Consider the following 19,499-nt stretch of genomic DNA (forward strand, 5'->3'; position numbering starts at 1 on the left):
AAAAGAGACTCAACGGGACGCAATTTACGCGTCTTTCGTTGAATCTCCGGCTGTCCAGTCGATTCCAATTGGCTTGTGATTAAGTTCCATATTATTCATGCCATAGTGCCTTGTCAATCAATTTTTATTTTTCACATGGTTTTTATCGGAATTGATTATTTTTAACATATAATTACATTGACTTTACTATAAATTCTATATAGATTGATCTCAATAGGATTAATCACATTAAAAAACTAGGTTTAAGGGGGTATTGGTAGTGAACATAGATAACAACTTATTATCCGCCATCGAAACGAACTGGTATGGATTTGTCGCCTCCATATTTGTGTTTGCAATTTTGTTTCTACTGGCACGTAAACGAATTGGATTTGGTACCCGGGTACTCATCGGACTTGGCATCGGACTTATTGCCGGTATATTCTTTCAGTACTTCGATTTAGAGACCAAAGCTATTAGCACATTCGGCAGCATTTATGTCAGCTTGATCCGCATGCTCGTCATTCCTTTAGTATTCGTACTCGTATTAAACAGTATTTCTTCCTTAACCAATCTGGAGTATCTACGCAAAATCGGGATCAAAACCTTCGCCTGGTTCCTCGGAACAACTGGCATCGCTTCTATTATCGGCCTATCCGTTGCGCTGCTGTTCAATCCCGGCCAAGGTATACAACAAGATGTACCCGCAGATTTTGCAGCCCGTGAAATCCCGACCTTCTCCCAGGTTATCCTCGATCTTGTTCCCTCTAACCCTGTTAATGAAGCAGCTACGGGTAAGGTTGTGCCTCTACTCATTTTCGCGATCTTCCTAGCAGTGGCTATAATCAAGATTGGCTCCAAGAAACCGGAAGCCGTCAAGCCTGTACGTGATCTTATTGAATCCCTGACACTGATACTGCATCAGGTTGTGAAATTCATAATTCGCCTGACGCCTTATGGCGTATTCGCACTGATTGCCGGAATCACCGCACGTTATGGCTGGGAGACATTGCAGGAGCTAGGCAGTGTAATTATAACCTCGTACGTAGCAATGATTATACATTTTGTACTTATCTTTGGCGGATTGGTTCTATTAGTAGCGAAGGTGAATCCAATTCGTTTCTTCCGCAAAGTGTATCCAACCATTACCGTTGCCTTCACAACCAGAAGCAGCTACGCAACCCTTCCTGTCAATCTCGAAGTGATTACGAAGCGGCTTCATGTCTCCCCGCGGATCGCGAGCTTTATCGCACCGTTAGGGGCATCTGTGAACTTTAATGCGTGCGGTGGGATTTGGCCAGCTATTGTGGCTGTATTTACCGCCCAAGTATTCGGTATTGATCTGAACTGGACCGACTATATTACACTGGTATTAGTAAGTATTATTTCTTCCATTGGTGTAGCTGGCGTACCTGGACCTGCCGTAATATCGACCACGGTAGTCTTAACTGCTCTCGGCCTTCCGCTTGAAGGAATCGCTATCGTTGCAGGTGTTGAAGCGCTCATCGATATGGGCCGTACCGCAGTAAACGCAACTGGAACAGCTGTAACAGCTCTGTTAGTAGCTAATTCCGAAGGTGAATTTGACCGCGAAGCGTTTAATAGCAATGATGACGATGATATTCTCTTGAGCACCGTTTAAAAGCTGAAACTGTAAAAACCTCCGGAAGCTGCGTAAAGCAGAGCGCCCGGAGGTTTTTTTTGCATAGATTCCTATTGGATTCATCTTCTTAGAGCATACTAATTCTTTCCCGCTTTTTAGCAGAGGCTAGACAAGTCTCGATCAATTGCATGCCCAGCACTGCATCCTCAGGTGCAAATAATTTTTTTCCTGTAAATACTGCGGCGGCAAAATCATCGACCTCCCGTGTATAGGGATTCGCCCCGGTGGCATCAACCCGTCTTACCCCTTCTCCCGTATGCACAAAAAATTCAGCGTCCTCATCTCTAGCATTAAAAGGCATAGGCACTTCAATCATTCCATCGGTCCCCAGAATCTCTAACAGCTGGCGGTTATATGCCCACATCCCGCAATCAAAAATCAGGCTTAGCCCCTTCGGAAACTCTACCAGCCCTGAAGCCATCATATCTACATTGTCATGCTTCGGAGAGAACATTGCCTGTACTGTCACGGCTTCCGGCTCAGCTCCGAACAGCAGTCGTGCTGCACTAAGCGGATAACAGCCGATATCATAAAGCGAGCCGCCGCCCCAAGCGGATTTAAAGCGAATATTAGAGGTGTCTGTAGCGTCATTATAAGTAAAAGTGCCTCGAATGGAGCGTAATTCGCCAATTTCACCACTAGCTATAATCTCTTGCAATTCCGCAATCCGAGGATGATGCCGATACATATAAGCTTCTGCCAAATGAACTCCAGCATCATTACAAGCTTTTACCATCTCAGCCGCTTCTTCACTGTTCAGCGCGATCGGTTTCTCACATAAGATATGTTTGCCAGCTTCCGCCGCACGGATTACCCATTCCCGATGGAGGTGATTTGGCAGTGGAATATACACCGCATCAATATCCTTATCCGCCAGTAATTCCTCATAGCTGCCGTAAGCTTTATCTATTCCGAACTCTGCGGCTACAGCGCTGCTTTTTTCTAAACCGCGACTGGCTACCGCTGTAATCATTCCCGTCTCCGAATCCATTATAGCCGGCATCACTGAACCTGTCGCAATCTGCGCACAGCCCATGATTCCCCAGCGAAGTTTTTGCACCATCGTTGCTAACCTTCTTCCTTATAGATTACTTACTATACTTAAAGCCACCTTATCATAGAATGAAACGTTTCTCTAACAGAAAGAAGCCTGCAAATTGCAAAAAAACAGTGCCAAAAGGAGCTCCAACCCCGATAGACACTGCTTTTTTATAAAATATGAATGTTTATATTAGTGCATTTAACAGCACAGCCGCACCCAGCACAACTATACGCGCAAGGTTCATCAATACGAAGTTTTTGACGGCAAGAATAAAGGTACTCGCCTTCTCCTGTTTCTCTGTGAACAAGGCAATATTTCGGCGAAGCGGGATCAGCGTAAGTAGAATCAACAGAACCAGAATAGGATTAATCCCTAAGATCAGCAGCACTACAAGATCCAGATAAGAGACATAGTAGAGATATTTAAAAAGCACAAGCGCATTGCGGCGGCCAATGTACACCGGAAGCGTGTACCTGCGATTCTCCACATCCTCATCAATATCACAAATATTATTAGCGAGCATAATCCCTGCGATCCCCAAAATAGCGGGCACGGAAAACCAGAAAAGGTACAGCACTTCCACGATGTTGATATTCAAGCTGACCCAGCCGTTCTGAAGCAGCAGTGAAACCACATGCTCATCCGTATGGATATAGGCAGAGATAAAAATAATAACAAAGCCCATAAACAAACCCGAAAACAGCTCACCTAACGGCATACGCGAGATGGGAATCGGCCCGAACGAATAAAGTATACCGATCAAGAACGACAGTCCACCCAGCAAAAAGACCAGCAAACCCGTCTGAGTGACAAGCGCAATCCCGCCCCCTGCTGCCAGCGCCAGCAAAATAACAATCGTCGCCACGACGGTGCGCTCTTTTAGCTTAAAATGAACAATCGGATTATGCGTTTCGTAGCCGTAGCCGTGGGTTTTGGAGGCTTTTTTGAAATCGTAATAGTTGTTAATCGCCGTCGTCGCCATATCGAAGCTAAGCAAAGACACGAACATCAATCCAAAACGCAATACGTAAAAATCCTCAAACCGGTACAGGGCATACAACGTTCCCATTAGAAACGGAATAATACTGGCTACCTTCGTCGGCAGCTCCACAAATCTTAGAAAGCTTTTAATATTCACACCATACACCCTTATCTGTCAAATGAGCCTGCAAGGCATTACTGTTCAGTTGTTGTAACCGTCACCGGGGACCATTCTGCAATAACTGTTTGTCCATGTACAGACACACTGCCTTCAGGACTCAGATCCTTCTCTGTCATAATTCCGAGCGCTACAGTGAAGTTATTGAATTTAAGCGGTATATTTTTCTCGCGGCGTACTTCCTTGCCGTTCAAATAGAATACAGCCTCATCATTGCCACGGTGATAGGTAATACGGTACGTATTGAATTCCCGTGGTTTGAAATCCGTATCTTCTTTAAAGATGCAGAAATATTTCGTTCCAGTGCTTTCTGGCACTTGTACACCCGGGAACGGCAAAATACCATATACACTAGCATATTTGTCATTTCCCGCGAAGAAATCGAGCGCAGCGCCTGTCGTGAAATCCAGCAGGTTCAGCGATACATATCCATCATACAGATCTCCAGGTGCAGTTCCTTGTGTACGGCAACGAATTTGCAGCTCAATGCTAATCTCTCCAGCTTCCGGAATCTCCACTGGCTTGGCTGAATAATACATGTGCTTGGCATTGTCCAGAATTTGCACTTGATGGTTCTCACGAGATAACTTCACACGTACATACAAGGTATCATTACGAACGATAACTACAGCCTCCGGCTCACGGTAAGCCCAAAATGATCCGTCAGGCAGTGTAAATCCACCCGTCTTCCAGACCTTTCCTTCTTCTAAAATGGAGTGGAAATCCCCAAGAACCATGCGATTGCCTTTAACTTGTTGTTCTTCTGCCGTCAATTCCTTGTCCTTCTTTTCCATGAAAGCTCACTCCTTCTGTAGTCCATCTATTAGTATCAGATCAAGCCTTGAATTAATAAAGTTATTGCCATTACTACTCCGCAGCGTACGGAGGCTTTTTGTGAAGCACCCATCAGCGGGATATAAGCCGGCGAAGCATTATGTTGCTTCAGACTACTGTAAATGCGCAGCGGCCAGAAAGCTGTAACCAGCGCCAGCAGTGCGTAAACAGGAAGTACACCCAACAGCACACAGACTATCACCGAAGCGTAACCAGTAAAAAGAAGTACACGTGAGAATACAAGTGCCTTTTGTTCTCCCCATACTACAACAAGCGTAAGCTTACCCGCCTGCTCATCCGCTTTCCAATGTAGGAAATGGTGATTAAACAACAATAATGTAGTTAAAAATCCGACAGGCAGCGAGAGAATTACAGGCTTCATGCTAAACTGACCGGTTTGTACGAAATAGGAGCCTAATACAGGCATAATCCCAAAAGCAATAAAAATGGCCATCTCACTATAACCTTTGCCGCGATAGCCATAACGCAGTGGCGGAGCCACATAGAAATAAGCGATTAAAGCACCAACAAGTACAAACCAAAGGATATTCCAACCGCTATATATACTAAGAATCCCACCACAGATAAGGGCAATCGCCAGCATACTCCAGGTCATCCTTGCATAAAAAGACTCCGAGAGGATCCCACCTGTCAGTAGCCCGGAGTTTGTGCTGATTTCACCAGCGGAATTCTTTGCTTCTGTATCGGTTCCGTTGCGGAAGTCCCACAGATCATTCACCATATTGGAGAACAAATGCGCCGAAATCGCCCCTATTAAGGTAAGAATAAATAAAACCGGATGGAATGTCCCTTCCCATACATATGCCCCAACGGTCCCCAAAACAATCGGGATGAGCATAACAGAAAAACTCCAAAACCGGGTCGCCTTGGTAAATAATGTCCATTTGTTCACTTCAAGCTTACCGCCTTTTTCATATGATTTGATAATAATTATCACTGACTATTATACATCAATTTTCAATAGATTGTGAAGATTATCACTGCATATAATGTCTATTCTTGACATAATACTTCCGTTTGTTTGGTTAAGTATCTTGATAATGGAAGATAAAAATGTAAACAATTCCTTATTTCACGCAGGACCCCTATTTTACGACAAAAAATGAGTGTTGTTTTATAGGCAAGCACATACCGATATGATATGATAGGCAAGCCTATGAACAGCACCCCTTACGGGCTGTTTTTAAGAGCGTAAAACTATATATAATAATGGAGGCTTTTACTGTCATGTCAGCGCAATCCCCTAACACCCAATCTGTCAAAATCGTCACTGCCGACCCTAGCGCCATCGGGCTATTCGGACTGGCTATTGTCACATTGGTCGCTTCTTCACAGAAGCTTGAATTTACAACAGGACTTAGCTACGTTATTCCTTGGGCTATCTTCCTGGGAGCATTCGCGCAGCTATTCGCCGCCATTCAGGATGCTAAGCACAACAATACCTTTGGTATGACTGCCTTTGGCGCCTACGCTTTCTTTTGGTTCGGCATGGCTAGCAGCTGGCTAATCAAGCTTGGCGTATTTGGTCCAACGCTTGCGGAGGCTGTAGATCCTAAGCAGCTCGGATTTGTATTTCTGGGTTACTTGATCTTCACACTCTTTATGACGATTGGTGCCGTTGAGGCAAATAGAGTTCTGCTTATCATTTTTGTATTGATAGATTTTCTCTTTATCGGACTAACCTTTGATTCCTTTGGGATCGCTCCAGAATTCTTCCATAAGCTAGCTGCTTGTGCTGAGCTTGGTATTGGTATCGTGTCCCTTTACGGATGTGGAGCATCCGTGCTAAACGCTCATTTCGGCCGCAGCTTCTTACCGATTGGAGCTCCGCTGGGCATCTTCAAAAAATAGAAATTGTTCTGATCTGAAACTAATACTTTTGCAAGCCGAAAGGATGCTGAGACTATGCATGTCCTGTCCTCTTCTGAATTAGCGGTAACTGCTATTTTCGCCCTTATTCTCGCAGTTATTGCCTACCTGATCATTCGGAATATCCCGAAGATGGTTGGCGATATTGCGGCTTTTCGCAAAAGAACACTGGTTTGGACCCAAGTTTCACTAGTACTAACGGTGCTTCAGTTGAATTTTAAAGCAGGCGATTGGCGCTTTTCTATCGTCCTTGGACTCATCGTGTTATTTACCGGAGCTATTTGGCTGTCCGCCCGTTATTACGACATCAGTCGCAATGCAGGCCCAGAATCTAAAGATCCTGAAGTACATTAGTAAATCTCAAGCTCCCGAAAGGGGGCTTTTTTTATAATTTCAGAAAGCTTCTTCGCATAGTTCTCCCCATCACAACCATACTAATGACATTCTAATAAAAGTAACGGGAGGATTATCAGGGTGAGTAAAAAAATCAATCTGCTAATGTTCAGTGGGGAATACGACAAAGCGATGGCTGGACTGATCCTAGCAAATGCCGCAAGAGATATCGATGTCGAGGTTACTATGTTTTTTTCATTCTGGGGTCTATTTTTGGTGCGTGATCCGGAGAAAATGACTCTTGAGGACAAGAGTATCTACGAGAAGCTGATGGATGTTATTACACCGAAGGGCCCTGGGCAGCTGCCGCTCTCTCATCTGAACTTTAGCGGGCTGGGACGAATGATGCTGGAGGAAATGATGGAGGAACAAGGCGCACCGAAGCTGATTCATTTTCTAAAAGGGGCTCGTAAAAAAAACATCAAATTCTATGCCTGCAAGCTCTCTGTGGAGATCATGGGCTTTAAGCCCGAGGAACTGCTGCCAGAGGTCGAAATCATCGATGCTGCGGCATATTTAAAAGATGCTTTAGAAAGTGATGTACAGTTATTTATTTAAAGTGTGACTAGGCTTTAACCCAATCCCCCATGCAGGCATATACTGTTGCCATAGAAACTACTGGCACGCCGAAAACACACCCCATTAACTTAGCACTGACGGCGTACGGGCTGGAGGGAATATCCGTGCTAAACATCATCCACGCCTCTACTGCAGAGACGCCCGCTTCATTACAAGACCATTTTGATACTTTTCGTGGTCACACCATCGGCATTCGGCATCAAATCAACACCCCCTATGGCAGACAGCCGCTTCTGTATGCCGATTGGACCGCAAGCGGGCGCTTATATGAACCGATCGAACGCAAGTTGCAGGAAGCCTTCGGTCCCTACGTCAGCAATCCACATACAGATTCCAACACCACTGGACTAATCATGACGCAGGCTTATAATGAAGCTCGCCAAATCATTAAGAACCATGTAAATGCTGGCCCTCAGGATGTACTGCTCTTCTGCGGCAATGGAACAACAGGAGCCGTGAACAAGCTACAGCGTATCATGGGATTAAGGCTCCCGGAATGGCTACAGGAACATAATAACCGTGCACTGGAAGACCGCCCCGTTATCTTCACCAGCCATATGGAGCATCATTCCAATATTCTTCCTTGGCAGGAGGGACTTGGTGACGTCGTTACCATTCCCGCCGGAAAGGACGGAAATATTGACCCTCAACAGCTTGAAGACCAGCTGCGACTGTACCCCAATCGCCGTTTCAAGATTGGTTCATTTACAGCCTGTTCTAATGTGACTGGAATTCAGACGCCTTACGCAAAGCTAGCGGCTACTATGCATCGTCATGGGGGCGTATGCTTTGTGGATTTTGCCGCCAGTGCTCCCTACGAGCCTATCAATATGCACCCGCCTTCCCCAATGGAGAAGCTTGATGCGATCTTTTTTTCTCCACATAAATTTCTGGGTGGGCCGGGCACAAATGGCGTTCTAATCTTTGATGAAGCGCTGAGCAATGGACGTATTCCTGACGAACCGGGTGGAGGTACAGTAGCCTGGGTCAACCCTTGGGGAGGACGCCGCTACACTAATGCGATTGAGATGCGGGAAGACGGGGGAACACCGGGGTTTTTACAGGCTTTTCGCACGGCACTTTGCGTGAAGCTGAAGGAGCAGATGAATGGAAACGGTCAATATATGGTGATTAGAGAACACGAGCTGTGTCAGGAATTAATGGCAGGACTCCGCAGCATTCCGGAATGCTCGCTGCTGGCCGGAGATCATACAGAACGCCATGGAATCGTCTCTTTTACACTTCGTGATATCCATTACAACCTCGCTGTTCAGCTGTTGAATGACCGTTTCGGCATACAAGCTCGAGGCGGCTGCTCTTGTGCAGGTCCATACGGACATTACCTGCTTGGATTAGGGTGGACGCAATCCGCTCAGATTGCCGGAGCGATCATGAGCGGCGACCAATCCTTCAGACCAGGGTGGATTCGCATCTCCCTACATCCCATTATGAATAATCAGGAAGTAGAGAGAATTGTATCCGCTGTAAGGAGTATTGCGACCCATGTCCAGCAATGGAAGCAGGACTACCTTTACGACACTTCCACGAACAGCTGGAATCATATCTACGCGCAGCATTCACCCGAGATGAAGCTCCAAGAACTCTTCACCATGTAACAATCTAACTTATCACACATTGCCCTTCACCATGTCCAAATCGGCAGCACTGGCATTGGAGATAACTTGTTCTACATTTTTGCAGCCCGGAATTACACTGGTTACTGCGGAATGCTGGAGGCACCAAGCCAAAGCCCACTGCGCCATATCCAGACCTGATGGCACTTCATTGGCAGCAATTTCTGCTACTGCACGCAGCTGTTTTTGTCTTACATCCTCTTTATGGTTAGCTCGCACATCACCCTGAGCAAAAACCGCATCTGGCTTATACTTGCCGCTCAAATAACCACTGGCTAACGGAACGCGAGCTAACACACCTAATTGATGCTCGATGCACAGCGGAAGAATCTCTTCTTCAGGTTGACGATCCAGCCGATTATATACTACTTGTATGGCCTCTGCTTGCACATCCGCTGCCGCAGAGGTCTGGTGCACCCCCGAGCCGGATGCACTGATCGACACGCCCAAATGACGGATTTTGCCGGCTTGCTTCTGTCTGTCGAGCATACTCCACAGCTTATCATTATCGAATTGCTCATCCGTTCCGGAATGGAATTGATAGAGGTCAATATACTCTGTTTGGAGTGCGCGGAGGGAGTCGTCCAGCTGCTTAAGCACATCCTCAGCACGCCATAGCTGTTCCCGCTGCAAATGCCCCTGAAAATGATGGCCAAATTTCGTAGCTACAACCCAGTCCTCGCGTTTGCGGCGCGCCAGATAATCCCCGATGAACTTCTCCGACAAGTGATCTCCGTAACATTCTGCCGTATCAATCAGATTAATACCCAGCTCTCCAGCCTTATCCAGCATGGCATCGACTTCAACCTGAGTGAAATCCTTGCCCCACTCTCCGCCAAACTGCCAAGTCCCTAGGCCAATCACCGAGACATTCATTCCTGTACTGCCAAGCTTACGATATTTCATCATCATTTCCTCCTTTATTCTATTTAAATTTAGGGATTCAAGTTAATTCTGACTCTATGCTAAGCTATCTTGTTCCCATCCTGTGCTGTTCTAGCAAAACGCGCTTCGATGGCTTTGACTCCCCATAACGACAGCCCGATAAACAACAGAACATAGATAATCTCCCACGGCTGGCGAATGAAACGTTCCAGATCGTTGCCAATGTATGAAACTGCGAATACCATAATCGCTTTGCCTACCGTGAGCGCAAGAAGATACGAACGGAACCTCATCCCGGCAAGCCCCGCTGCCATATTAATCACAACAAAAGGTCCTACCGGAAATATACTAAGCAGAAAAACATAGCTAAATCCGCTTTGCCGCACCCACGTCATGCTTTTGGCTACTTTGGGCCGCGCTGCCCACTTTCGTAAATAACGATGGGAGGCTACTTTGCGGATAATCCAAAAGGTAGTCACACAGCCTGCAACCAGACCGATCCAAGAATACAAAAAACCTAACCATAAACCATATACGGCCCCATTTAACCCTACGATCGCAATAGTTGGCAGTGGTGGTATAAATGATTTCATAAACGTTAACGCAATGCCCGGAAAGGGCCCAAACGAACGATATTGTTCAAGCAGATGCCGCAGATTATCCTCTGTCAGCCAAGACATAATATCAAGAAAATACATAACCAGCTGATCTCCTCATCCGATTGGAATTCTTAACACTTGGTCTCAATTATACACGAAGTTACGTTCATTCCTACAGTGCCGCCAATATAGAGTGAGCAACAGGGACTAATTAAATGACAGGGAGAAAATTCTTCGTTACTATAGACAAAAATACATATTAGACGGGGGGTATAAGGTTATGATCATTCATTCAGAAATGTTGGATCTACAAACTACCACCGAGCAGGATTTAGCGTTCGTTCTAGCCATTGAACAAAGTGAGCTTAATCGTGCCTATATCGGACAGTGGAGTAAAGAGGAGCACATTACGGCTATCCATGATCCAGATATCCTGCATCTTACAATTTGGGAGAGGTCCGGGAAAAGAGTCGGCTATATCATCGTAACAGGACTTCAAGATATTCATCTTACCGTTTGTATTAAACGAATCGTCATCCATTCCAAGGGCTTTGGGTATGGCAAACTGTCGCTTCGTCTCGTGAGCGACTGGATCTTCCAGCACACCGAGACGCATCGGCTATGGTTGGATGTTAGAGATCACAACCACAGGGCTCGCCATGTCTATGAAAGCTGTGGCTTTACACTGGAAGGGACTCTACGTGATTGTATGAAGGTTGAGGGACATTTTGAATCTCTGCATATCATGTCCATATTACGGTATGAGTATATAGAGCGTGAGCAGCAGCGACAGAAATAGATTAGGGAAATCCTCCCTGATCTTTGGTCTTTCAGGTGCCTATAACTGCAAATCAGGGAAAACTTCCCTAATATTCAGCGAATTTGAGCAAAATCGGCGTATTTCAGTAATTTTTAGGGAGGTTTTCCCCAAAAGTGTATGCCGCGATGATAATCGGCTATTTTCAGGGAATTTATTTCCTCGCCCCCTTTCAGGAGCACAATAAAAAGCCGAGCAGTAGGCCCCCTATCCTGCGCAGGCTCACTACTCAGCTTTCAATTCCATTTCCCTCAAACCTCTCCACTGTAACAACCCGCCTGCTCACCTTCCGCCCTCAGCCCCGCAACCACAAGGGTTGTCACGTACTTACGGGCATCCGCTGTGAGTAGTAACAGCTCTACCGAGCTTTTAGCCGGCTCCCCTCTGACAAACTTTATTCGGGCACCGTCCAAACCCTCTTGGATGCCGGCAATCGTATATCCTTTAAAAAGCAGCCCATCAATCTCCTGCTGTTCTTTGGCATATTCCGCAAAAGCAGACACTAGACAACACCTCCGCTGATTTCTGCCTTAGAAGGAAGAGGAGCCTCCGCTGCAAAACGTTTGCGTTTCAAATATTTTCCCGAACCTGCTTTGCCGACAAATTGTTTGTCACGAATAACAAATTCGCCTCGACTGAGAACAGAAACAGGCTCTCCCTTCACTTCAAAGCCCTCAAACGCATTATAATCTACGTTCATATGGTGCGTATCCGCAGAAAGGGTTCTTTCTACAGAAGGATCAAAAATGACCAGGTCAGCGTCACTACCTACTGCGACCGTGCCTTTTTGCGGATACAATCCAAACAGCTTGGCGCTAGAGGTAGCAATAATGTCTACGAATTTGTTCAATGAGATCCGGCCTTTCTGCACACCTTCCGAATATAGAATTGTAAACCGGTCCTCAATGGTCGGCCCACCGTTCGGGATTTTGGAGAAATCGCCCAGCCCCAGATCCTTTTGTCCTTTGAAATCAAACGAGCACTGGTCAGAGCCAATCGTCTGCAAGCTGCCGCTCCATAACGCATCCCACAAAACATCCTGATTCCACTGCTCACGCAGGGGCGGAGACCACACGTATTTAGCACCTTCGAAATTAGGCTTTTCCAGCGCTGTCTGATCCAGTACTAAATACTGTGGACAAGTCTCGCCGTAAACGCGCAGTCCCTTTTTACGCGCTTCAGCAATCTTCCAAGCGGCTTCCGCACAGGTCACGTGTACAACATACAGCTGAGAATCTGTTAGTTCGGTTAGATAAGCTGCGCGTCCCGTAGCTTCACCCTCCAGCTCCGGCGGGCGGGTCAGCGCATGAAAGATCGGATCAGTGTTGCCTGCGGCCAAGGCCTGCTCAACAAGATATTCAATGACATCTCCATTTTCCGCATGCACCATAACGAGTGCACCTTCTTTTTTCGCAGCTTGAAGGGTCTTAAAAAGTGTGCCGTCATCCGCCTGAAAAGTATTCTTATAAGCCATAAATACTTTGAGCGAGGTAATGCCTTCATTCTCAATTATCTCCGGAAGCTCACCCAGTACTTTATCGTTTAATTCTGAGACCATAAGGTGGAAGCTGTAATCAATCACCGCTTTATCCTGCGACTTATGATGCCATGTATCTACGGCTTGCTGTAGCGGTTGTCCTTTGGTGGTTAAGCAAAAATCAATGACTGTGGTCGTTCCGCCATATGCAGCCGCAATAGTTCCCGTCTCAAAATCATCAGCTGTAACCGTGCCGCCAAAAGGCATATCCAGATGGGTATGAGGATCAATGCCTCCAGGAAAAACATAACACCCCGAGGCATCTATAATTTCCGCACCAGGGACATCCAAATGAAGGCCAATCTCCGTAATAACCCCGTTTTCAATCGCCACATCGCCTGTATAAGTATCTGCTGCGGTAACGATGATGCCATTTTTAATAATCTTTTTCATCCTTAAACCACCTCCACTTCCGAATAGGTGCCATTCAAACTGCCGATCACTTTCTGCCGCTGATTCCAGGTCAGTGGAGCTGCCCCGGTATCCACTGGAACCATATCGATCGCGCCGTCTGCTGGACAGACAATAGAACAAAGATTACAACCTACACAATCTTCCTCGCGGACCTGTAGAATAGCTTTCCCATCTGCATTAGTTAACATATCAATACACTGATGTGAAGCATCTTCGCAGGCAATATGGCATTTATTACAGTTGATGCAGTTGTTCTCATTAATACGGGCAACAACCTTATAGTTGAGATCCAGATCACCCCAGTTGGAGTAACGGGATACCGATTTACCGATTAACTCTGTTACGGAAGCCAAACCTTTGTCATCCAAATAGTTGTTCAGTCCATCGATCATTTCCTCCACAATCCGGAAGCCATGATGCATGACCGCTGTACATACTTGAATGCCCGTAGCACCCATCAGCATGAATTCAACAACATCCTGCCAGGTCGAAATCCCTCCAATACCGGAGATAGGAATGCCTACTCCCCGGTCACGGGCACACTCGGCCACCATACTAAGCGCAATTGGTTTCACAGCCGGCCCGCAGTAACCGCCATGTGCACCCTGACCCCCAACATTCGGAATTGTGTTCCAGCTATGAATATCTACACCAGCAAGACTGTTGATCGTGTTGATCATACTAATCGCGTCTGCTCCACCCTTAACCGCATGGCGGGCAACGACGGTGATATCCGTAATATTAGGCGTCAGCTTCACAATCACCGGGGTCGTTGCAACTTCTTTTACCCAGGTGGTCTGTGCCTGCACCAGATCAGGCTGCTGCCCCGAAGCAGCACCCATTCCACGCTCAGCCATCCCGTGCGGACAACCAAAATTAAGTTCCAGGCCGTCTACACCCACATCCTCTACCCGCTTAACAATCTCATGCCATTTATGCTGCGTTGGTTCTACCATCAGGGAGGCTATAATCGCATGATTAGGGAATCTTTTTTTCGTTTCATAGATTTCCTTCAGATTAACTTCAAGCGGACGGTCGGTGATCAGTTCAATATTGTTAAAGCCCGCAACCCGTTGCCCATTGAAATTTACTGCCGCAAAACGCGATGAGGTATTAATGATCGGATCGCCGAGCGTCTTCCACACCGCACCGCCCCAACCTGCTTCAAAGGCCCGCTGCACTTGATAACCTGTATTCGTAGGCGGCGCGGAGGCCAGCCAGAACGGATTCGGTGATTTGATTCCTGCGAGATTAATACTTAAATCTGCCATGATGTTCCCTCCCTGTCATGTAAAATCCAATTTGACTTCTACGCTCAGCCCGCTGATCTAACAACGACCTCCTGCTGGCCTGAGAATTGTTTAACAATCGCATGGGCTGCATCTTTTCCCTGCTGTGCCGCTGACACAACCATGGCCTCACCCTTACCTGAACCAAAAATAATGTCCCCAGCGGCATAAATCTGCGGATCGGAGGTTTGGCAGGTGACCTCATCCACCTTAACAACCCCACGGTCATGCATAAGACCTAAGGAATCTATTAGATCCAGACGACGCTTTTGACCAATAGCTATTACAACCGTATCAACAGGAATCAAGAACTCAGAACCCTCGATCGGCATAGGTATTGGACGCCCATCTTTGCCCAGCTCCTCCGTCAGCTTCATCTGCACACATTCCAGTGCGGTTACATTCCCAAGCTCATCACCCACGATACGTTTCGGTAAGGTAAGCCAGCTGAACTCCACACCTTCCTGCTTCGCGAATTCATATTCAAAGTCATATGCCGTCATCTCTTCGCGGGTCCGGCGGTAGACCATTTTCACATTGGTGGCTCCCAGCCGCACTGAGCAAGTCGCTGCATCAATAGCCGTATTCCCTGCCCCAATGACAGCGACCCGCTGACCCATCAGCTCTAGCAGAGGAATGCCCGTCTTAGTAGATTCTACAAGCGCAATAGCGTCATAAACTCCAGCCATTTTTTCACCTTCAATCCCTATTGGAGGCACATATCCCATACCCGCTGCCAAAACGATAGCATCATAATTCGACTTCAGCTCATCTACAGAAACATCCACTCCGACTTTTACACCTGTACGTATTTCCACACCCAGCTTCTCTACCTGCTCTACTTCCCAAAGAGATACAGACTGCGGGAGCCGAAACGATACAATCCCATGTGTATCCAGCCCTCCCGCTAACGCCTTTGCTTCGTAGATCACAACAGCAAAACCTTCACGGGCGAGCTCCCTAGCCGCAGACAATCCCGCAGGACCACCACCAATTACGGCTACCTTTTTCCCATTAGGGGTGCCAGCCTTAAATAATTGAACTCCGCTGTTCATCGCCCAATCTGTCGCATAACGCTGCAGCAGTCCGATTTGGATCGGCGCCGAGGCATCATTTAACACACAGGCTCCTTCACACAGCTCATCTGTAGGACAAACACGAGCACAACTGGCACCCACAGGATTGGAATCCATAATCGTCTGTGCCGAGCCTTTCAAATTGTCAGTAGCGATCCGTTTGATAAAGGAGGGAATATTAATGCTGGTCGGACACGCTTTTATACAGGGGGCATCGTAGCAATATAGACAGCGATTGGACTCATCCAGGGCACCCTTATGGGTCAGAGGCGGCTCAGCCTCGGCGAAATTGCGCATGAACATATCAGGTGTAAATGCTGTTAACGGAAATGAATGCTCCATCACTAGTCCCTCCTTATGGGTAATTTTTCATATTTGTGTTATATAATATAACATTATTTCAAGTTTTGTCTGAATATTTTGCTTACATCTTTAATTTATTGTAGTAATATAAGCATTAGCAGAAATTATCTCTCAACGTTCTTCCTGATTAGGTTATATATACTGACATCCGTTAATCAAACTATAGTCATTTCGAATTTTCGTTGCATTAGACACTTTGTCTAATTTCAAAACTGTATTTTTTACGTGTGAGAATAGGCTGAGAATAACAGGGCGTTAGCCGAAGGCCAGAGCGCAGAAGATCGAGGGGGAGTAACTATGGACTGGGAGCTTGTATTAACCATTCGTGACGCTTTAAAAAGACCACTATTCGCAGAAGCCGAGGTGATCGGTGGGAAAAGCGGCCTAAGCCGTGCCATTCGCTGGGTGCATGTACTGGAAAGTGCCAACTTCGAGACTCTGATTCATGGCGAAGAAATGATTTTGACTACGGGGATTGGTGCAAGTGTCGATCTCCCTTCCTCCTTGGAGTTTATGCAGAACCTGATCGACAAAAATGCAGCTTGCCTATGTATTGAGTTAGGTACGTATTTCAGCACCATCCCGCAAGAGATGATCGACTTAGCCGACAGGCATGACTTTCCGCTAATCATCTTCACCCGCACGGTTCGTTTCGTAGATATCACGTTGGATCTTCACTCGATTATCATTAACCGGCATCACCGGATGCTCCAAGAACTTGAAAAAATCTCACGTGAATTCCACCGCCTGACCTTAACTTCACAAGGAACGCTGAAAGTGCTGCAATTATTGTGCAAAAGTACCCGCACACAAATTGTCTATATGCAGCTGCAAGGCAAACCCTTATTTTTTCCGGCACTTCCGCCGGAAGAGCAGGCTCCATTGCTGAATTTTTTCACCGCCTTCGGCGACGAGCTGGAAGGAATTCAACCTGACGTTGCCCCCTATATCCGGGAATATGGACAGAAGACCATCGCGCTCAAGCCTGTAGGTGCGCTGGATCAGACCTGGGCTTACATTCTGATGGTATGCAATCACAAACCACAGGAGTTCGACTGTCTGCTGCTGGATTCCGCCTCTTTGTCCATTGCACAAGAGCTGCTGCGGACGCGGTATATGGAGGAGCGTAAGCTTTTTTCAGAAAATCTATGGGTCGACGAGCTGATCAATGGCCGCATCGAAGATGATAACCGCTTAAAGGGCCTGATCGGCTCTAATTTCAACGTAGTCAACGAGCTCCCTTACCGTGTATGCCTTATAGAGATCAAGAACCCCAGAGATGTAAAATGGAACAGCTCAGAGAACGAATGGGAGTCCATCACCTTCCACCTCTCGCTCATCCTGCGTTCCATCTTTGAGAAATATTCTTTACGTCCACTGATCACCCTTAAGAACAATCGCCTCACCGTCATCGCCCTTGACATCCAATCGAAAATGCCTGGAAAAATGCGACTTCAACAAGCACTTGAAGCCCTGCAGAACATCCGCTCCGATGAGAAGCTCAAGGATTTGCAGCTCGTCATTGGAGTCAGCAAATCGCATAAGCGCCTAAAACGAGCCTATTCCGGTTATCAGGAAGCCCTACAGGCATTGTCGTTATACTCCTGTTACCAGAAGTCACTACTCTTCTATGAAGAGCTCGGTGTATTCCAGCTGCTGTTGAGCTTAAACGACGGAAAAACGTTGCAGAACTTCATTCGCAGTTATCTCGGCCCGCTAATCGACCATGACCAAACCAAAGGCAGCGAGCTGCTGCTTACCCTTCGTGTTTATCTGGATCATGATGGTTCCAAACAAATTGCCGCTCGAAACTTATTCATTGTCAGACAGTCCCTTTATTATCGCCTGGACAAAATAACAGAGCTACTGGGTGAAGACTTCATGCAGCCAGAGAATCGGATCTCCATTCAAGTCGCCCTGCGCGCTTACCAATTTCTATATCCAGACAAAATCACTTTACCTAGCCCCCGTTCAGCACAGATTTAAAGGTATCGATAATAAATTCTATATCTTCATCCGTGGAGGATAACGGCGGGGCGAAGGTAAGCACGTTGTTGAACCCAGCTACGGTATCGCCATTTTTACCGATGATAAGCCCCTTGGACTTACATTCGGCAATAATCCCCTTCACAATATTCAGATCAACCGGTTTCTTACTGACCTTGTCTTCAACCAGCTCAATCCCTGTCACCAAACCAAAGCTGCGGACATCACCTACAAGCTTGTGATCAAGCAGCTCAGTAAATTCTGTATTTATTCTTTTACCTAAAAGATCCGCACGTTCCACCAGCTTCTCCTGCTCGATAATTTCCAGATTACGCAGCGCCAGCGCACAGGAAGCAGGGTTACCACCAAAAGTATTCACATGGCGAAAATGCCCATAGTCATCGCTATTGTCCTTAAATACCTCATAGATATCCTTACGAACAGCAGTGGCAGATAGAGGAAGATAAGCGCTAGTCAGTCCCTTAGCCATCGTTACGATGTCAGGCTTCACATTAAAGTTGTGATGACCAAACTTACGTCCAGAACGTCCGAATCCACAAATCACCTCATCCATAATGAGCAACACACCGTGCTTACGGCAGATTTCCTGCACCCGATCCAAATAAACCTGATGCGGTACAATGACGCCACCACCCGTAATTACAGGCTCCATAATCACCGCAGCTACCGTCTCCACGCCTTCCCAGATGATCATATCCTCTATGGACTGTGCACACTGGAGATTGAATTCTTCCACAGTCATCCCAGCCGGGCGGCGATAGCTGTCCGGGGGAGCTACATGCAGAAAACCACCTGCCAACGGTTCATATTTATATTTGCGCTGGGCCTGGCCCGTTGCAGATAATGCCCCAAGTGAACTGCCATGGTACCCACGATAACGGGCAATGAATTTATGGCGATAATGCTGGCCGATTTGCTGCTGGTACTGGCGGGCCATTTTGAAAGCAGCCTCATTGGCTTCCGATCCACTATTGGAAAAAAAGATCACATAATCGTCTCCGAGCCACTCATTCAGCTTCTCCGCCAGCGCAATCGCCGGGAGATGACTTTGTGTCAGAGGAAAATATGGCAGGGCCAGCAATTGATTGTAAGCAGCTTCCGCCAGCTCCTTGCGCCCGTATCCCACATTTACACACCACAAGCCAGACATCCCATCCAAAAATTGATTGCCCTGTATATCCGTAATCCACGACCCACTTGCCGAGGCGGCAATCATAGGCGGATTCTTTTCACTATAAGGTGTAATGTTGTGCCATAAATATTTCTGATCCTTCTTCACCGCAAGCTCACTATCATTCCCCAGACTCTGCATAACATTTTCTCCTCTCAGCAGCTCATT

Annotated in this window: 18 protein-coding genes; 7 read left to right on the top strand and 11 right to left on the bottom strand. The window is 46.7% G+C overall.

Going from position 1 to position 19,499, the window contains the following annotated elements; translation table 11 throughout:
- The first annotated feature begins 265 nt into the window (after window positions 1–265).
- On the top strand, window positions 266–1,621 hold the full coding sequence (locus tag MHB56_RS13030; protein ID WP_036682429.1) for a dicarboxylate/amino acid:cation symporter: 1,356 nt from the start codon (window positions 266–268) through the stop codon (window positions 1,619–1,621).
- Window positions 1,622–1,709: 88 nt separating this feature from the next.
- Here the strand turns inward: MHB56_RS13030 and MHB56_RS13035 are convergent, their stop codons facing one another.
- The 4 genes from MHB56_RS13035 to MHB56_RS13050 form a co-directional block, all read right to left on the bottom strand.
- Window positions 1,710–2,705 carry a Gfo/Idh/MocA family protein gene (locus tag MHB56_RS13035; RefSeq protein WP_341143649.1) on the bottom strand — a complete coding sequence of 332 codons (996 nt, stop codon included), beginning with the start codon at window positions 2,703–2,705 and terminating at the stop codon, window positions 1,710–1,712.
- Window positions 2,706–2,868: 163 nt separating this feature from the next.
- A complete protein-coding gene (menA, locus tag MHB56_RS13040) occupies window positions 2,869–3,822 on the bottom strand; it encodes a 1,4-dihydroxy-2-naphthoate polyprenyltransferase (protein ID WP_076219134.1) in 954 nt (317 codons plus the stop codon).
- Window positions 3,823–3,860: 38 nt separating this feature from the next.
- The gene (locus tag MHB56_RS13045; RefSeq protein ID WP_341143650.1) at window positions 3,861–4,637 is read right to left on the bottom strand and encodes a DUF6081 family protein; all 777 of its coding nucleotides are present in this window, start codon (window positions 4,635–4,637) and stop codon (window positions 3,861–3,863) included.
- Between the two features lie 35 nt (window positions 4,638–4,672).
- Window positions 4,673–5,590, bottom strand: coding sequence for a prenyltransferase (locus tag MHB56_RS13050; protein ID WP_036682043.1), 918 nt, complete (start codon window positions 5,588–5,590; stop codon window positions 4,673–4,675).
- A gap of 335 nt (window positions 5,591–5,925) precedes the next feature.
- On the opposite strand from MHB56_RS13050, the gene MHB56_RS13055 reads away from it, so the two are divergent.
- From MHB56_RS13055 to MHB56_RS13070, 4 genes are all read left to right on the top strand, one after another.
- Complete coding sequence (locus tag MHB56_RS13055) at window positions 5,926–6,549, top strand: acetate uptake transporter (protein ID WP_036682044.1); 624 nt, start codon at window positions 5,926–5,928, stop codon at window positions 6,547–6,549.
- Window positions 6,550–6,603: 54 nt separating this feature from the next.
- On the top strand, window positions 6,604–6,921 hold the full coding sequence (locus tag MHB56_RS13060; RefSeq protein ID WP_076124017.1) for a hypothetical protein: 318 nt from the start codon (window positions 6,604–6,606) through the stop codon (window positions 6,919–6,921).
- A 120-nt stretch (window positions 6,922–7,041) separates the two neighbouring features.
- Entirely contained in the window at window positions 7,042–7,518 is a 477-nt protein-coding gene (locus MHB56_RS13065) for a DsrE/DsrF/DrsH-like family protein (protein WP_036682046.1), read from the top strand.
- 125 nt (window positions 7,519–7,643) lie between these two features.
- On the top strand, window positions 7,644–9,155 hold the full coding sequence (locus MHB56_RS13070) for an aminotransferase class V-fold PLP-dependent enzyme (protein WP_341143651.1): 1,512 nt from the start codon (window positions 7,644–7,646) through the stop codon (window positions 9,153–9,155).
- A gap of 12 nt (window positions 9,156–9,167) precedes the next feature.
- On the opposite strand, the gene MHB56_RS13075 is transcribed toward MHB56_RS13070, so the two are convergent.
- Together MHB56_RS13075 and MHB56_RS13080 are read right to left on the bottom strand one after the other, a co-directional pair.
- Entirely contained in the window at window positions 9,168–10,079 is a 912-nt protein-coding gene (locus MHB56_RS13075) for an aldo/keto reductase (RefSeq protein ID WP_076179216.1), read from the bottom strand.
- Between the two features lie 59 nt (window positions 10,080–10,138).
- Complete coding sequence (locus tag MHB56_RS13080) at window positions 10,139–10,756, bottom strand: TVP38/TMEM64 family protein (RefSeq protein ID WP_036682051.1); 618 nt, start codon at window positions 10,754–10,756, stop codon at window positions 10,139–10,141.
- A gap of 181 nt (window positions 10,757–10,937) precedes the next feature.
- Between MHB56_RS13080 and MHB56_RS13085 the strand changes: the two genes are divergently transcribed.
- Window positions 10,938–11,456 (top strand): GNAT family N-acetyltransferase, encoded by a 519-nt coding sequence (locus tag MHB56_RS13085; RefSeq protein WP_340033780.1) that lies wholly within the window; start codon window positions 10,938–10,940, stop codon window positions 11,454–11,456.
- 269 nt (window positions 11,457–11,725) lie between these two features.
- Here MHB56_RS13085 and MHB56_RS13090 read toward each other — a convergent pair whose 3' ends face one another.
- Genes MHB56_RS13090 through MHB56_RS13105 form a run of 4 tightly spaced genes read right to left on the bottom strand, consistent with a single transcriptional unit; the run spans window position 11,726 to window position 16,132 of the window.
- Window positions 11,726–11,977 (bottom strand): hypothetical protein, encoded by a 252-nt coding sequence (locus MHB56_RS13090; protein ID WP_076278289.1) that lies wholly within the window; start codon window positions 11,975–11,977, stop codon window positions 11,726–11,728.
- Complete coding sequence (gene hydA / locus MHB56_RS13095; protein WP_076219130.1) at window positions 11,977–13,404, bottom strand: dihydropyrimidinase; 1,428 nt, start codon at window positions 13,402–13,404, stop codon at window positions 11,977–11,979. Before hydA ends, MHB56_RS13090 begins: the two co-directional genes overlap by 1 nt.
- Before the next feature lie 2 nt (window positions 13,405–13,406).
- On the bottom strand, window positions 13,407–14,696 hold the full coding sequence (gene preA, locus MHB56_RS13100) for an NAD-dependent dihydropyrimidine dehydrogenase subunit PreA (protein ID WP_076099706.1): 1,290 nt from the start codon (window positions 14,694–14,696) through the stop codon (window positions 13,407–13,409).
- Window positions 14,697–14,740: 44 nt separating this feature from the next.
- Entirely contained in the window at window positions 14,741–16,132 is a 1,392-nt protein-coding gene (locus MHB56_RS13105) for an NAD(P)-dependent oxidoreductase (protein WP_341143652.1), read from the bottom strand.
- Window positions 16,133–16,450: 318 nt separating this feature from the next.
- On the opposite strand from MHB56_RS13105, the gene MHB56_RS13110 reads away from it, so the two are divergent.
- A complete protein-coding gene (locus MHB56_RS13110) occupies window positions 16,451–18,139 on the top strand; it encodes a PucR family transcriptional regulator (RefSeq protein WP_076181983.1) in 1,689 nt (562 codons plus the stop codon).
- Here MHB56_RS13110 and MHB56_RS13115 read toward each other — a convergent pair.
- Complete coding sequence (locus MHB56_RS13115; RefSeq protein WP_248548948.1) at window positions 18,114–19,472, bottom strand: aspartate aminotransferase family protein; 1,359 nt, start codon at window positions 19,470–19,472, stop codon at window positions 18,114–18,116. The two genes, MHB56_RS13110 and MHB56_RS13115, sit on opposite strands and share 26 nt — an antisense overlap.
- Window positions 19,473–19,499 lie beyond the last annotated feature (27 nt).

This window comes from Paenibacillus sp. FSL H8-0315, from assembly GCF_038005365.1.
GTDB lineage: Bacteria > Bacillota > Bacilli > Paenibacillales > Paenibacillaceae > Paenibacillus_AQ > Paenibacillus_AQ odorifer.

What these genes read in the sequence shown, in the direction of transcription:
- MHB56_RS13035 (WP_341143649.1), bottom strand. Translation starts at nt 2,705, where the DNA reads ATGGTGCAAAAACTTCGCTGGGGAATCATGGGCTGTGCGCAGATTGCG.
- MHB56_RS13045 (WP_341143650.1), bottom strand. Translation starts at nt 4,637, where the DNA reads ATGGAAAAGAAGGACAAGGAATTGACGGCAGAAGAACAACAAGTTAAA.
- MHB56_RS13055 (WP_036682044.1), top strand. Translation starts at nt 5,926, where the DNA reads ATGTCAGCGCAATCCCCTAACACCCAATCTGTCAAAATCGTCACTGCC.
- MHB56_RS13060 (WP_076124017.1), top strand. Translation starts at nt 6,604, where the DNA reads ATGCATGTCCTGTCCTCTTCTGAATTAGCGGTAACTGCTATTTTCGCC.
- MHB56_RS13075 (WP_076179216.1), bottom strand. Translation starts at nt 10,079, where the DNA reads ATGAAATATCGTAAGCTTGGCAGTACAGGAATGAATGTCTCGGTGATT.
- MHB56_RS13080 (WP_036682051.1), bottom strand. Translation starts at nt 10,756, where the DNA reads ATGTATTTTCTTGATATTATGTCTTGGCTGACAGAGGATAATCTGCGG.
- MHB56_RS13085 (WP_340033780.1), top strand. Translation starts at nt 10,938, where the DNA reads ATGATCATTCATTCAGAAATGTTGGATCTACAAACTACCACCGAGCAG.
- hydA (WP_076219130.1), bottom strand. Translation starts at nt 13,404, where the DNA reads ATGAAAAAGATTATTAAAAATGGCATCATCGTTACCGCAGCAGATACT.
- preA (WP_076099706.1), bottom strand. Translation starts at nt 14,696, where the DNA reads ATGGCAGATTTAAGTATTAATCTCGCAGGAATCAAATCACCGAATCCG.
- MHB56_RS13105 (WP_341143652.1), bottom strand. Translation starts at nt 16,132, where the DNA reads ATGGAGCATTCATTTCCGTTAACAGCATTTACACCTGATATGTTCATG.
- MHB56_RS13110 (WP_076181983.1), top strand. Translation starts at nt 16,451, where the DNA reads ATGGACTGGGAGCTTGTATTAACCATTCGTGACGCTTTAAAAAGACCA.
- MHB56_RS13115 (WP_248548948.1), bottom strand. Translation starts at nt 19,472, where the DNA reads ATGCAGAGTCTGGGGAATGATAGTGAGCTTGCGGTGAAGAAGGATCAG.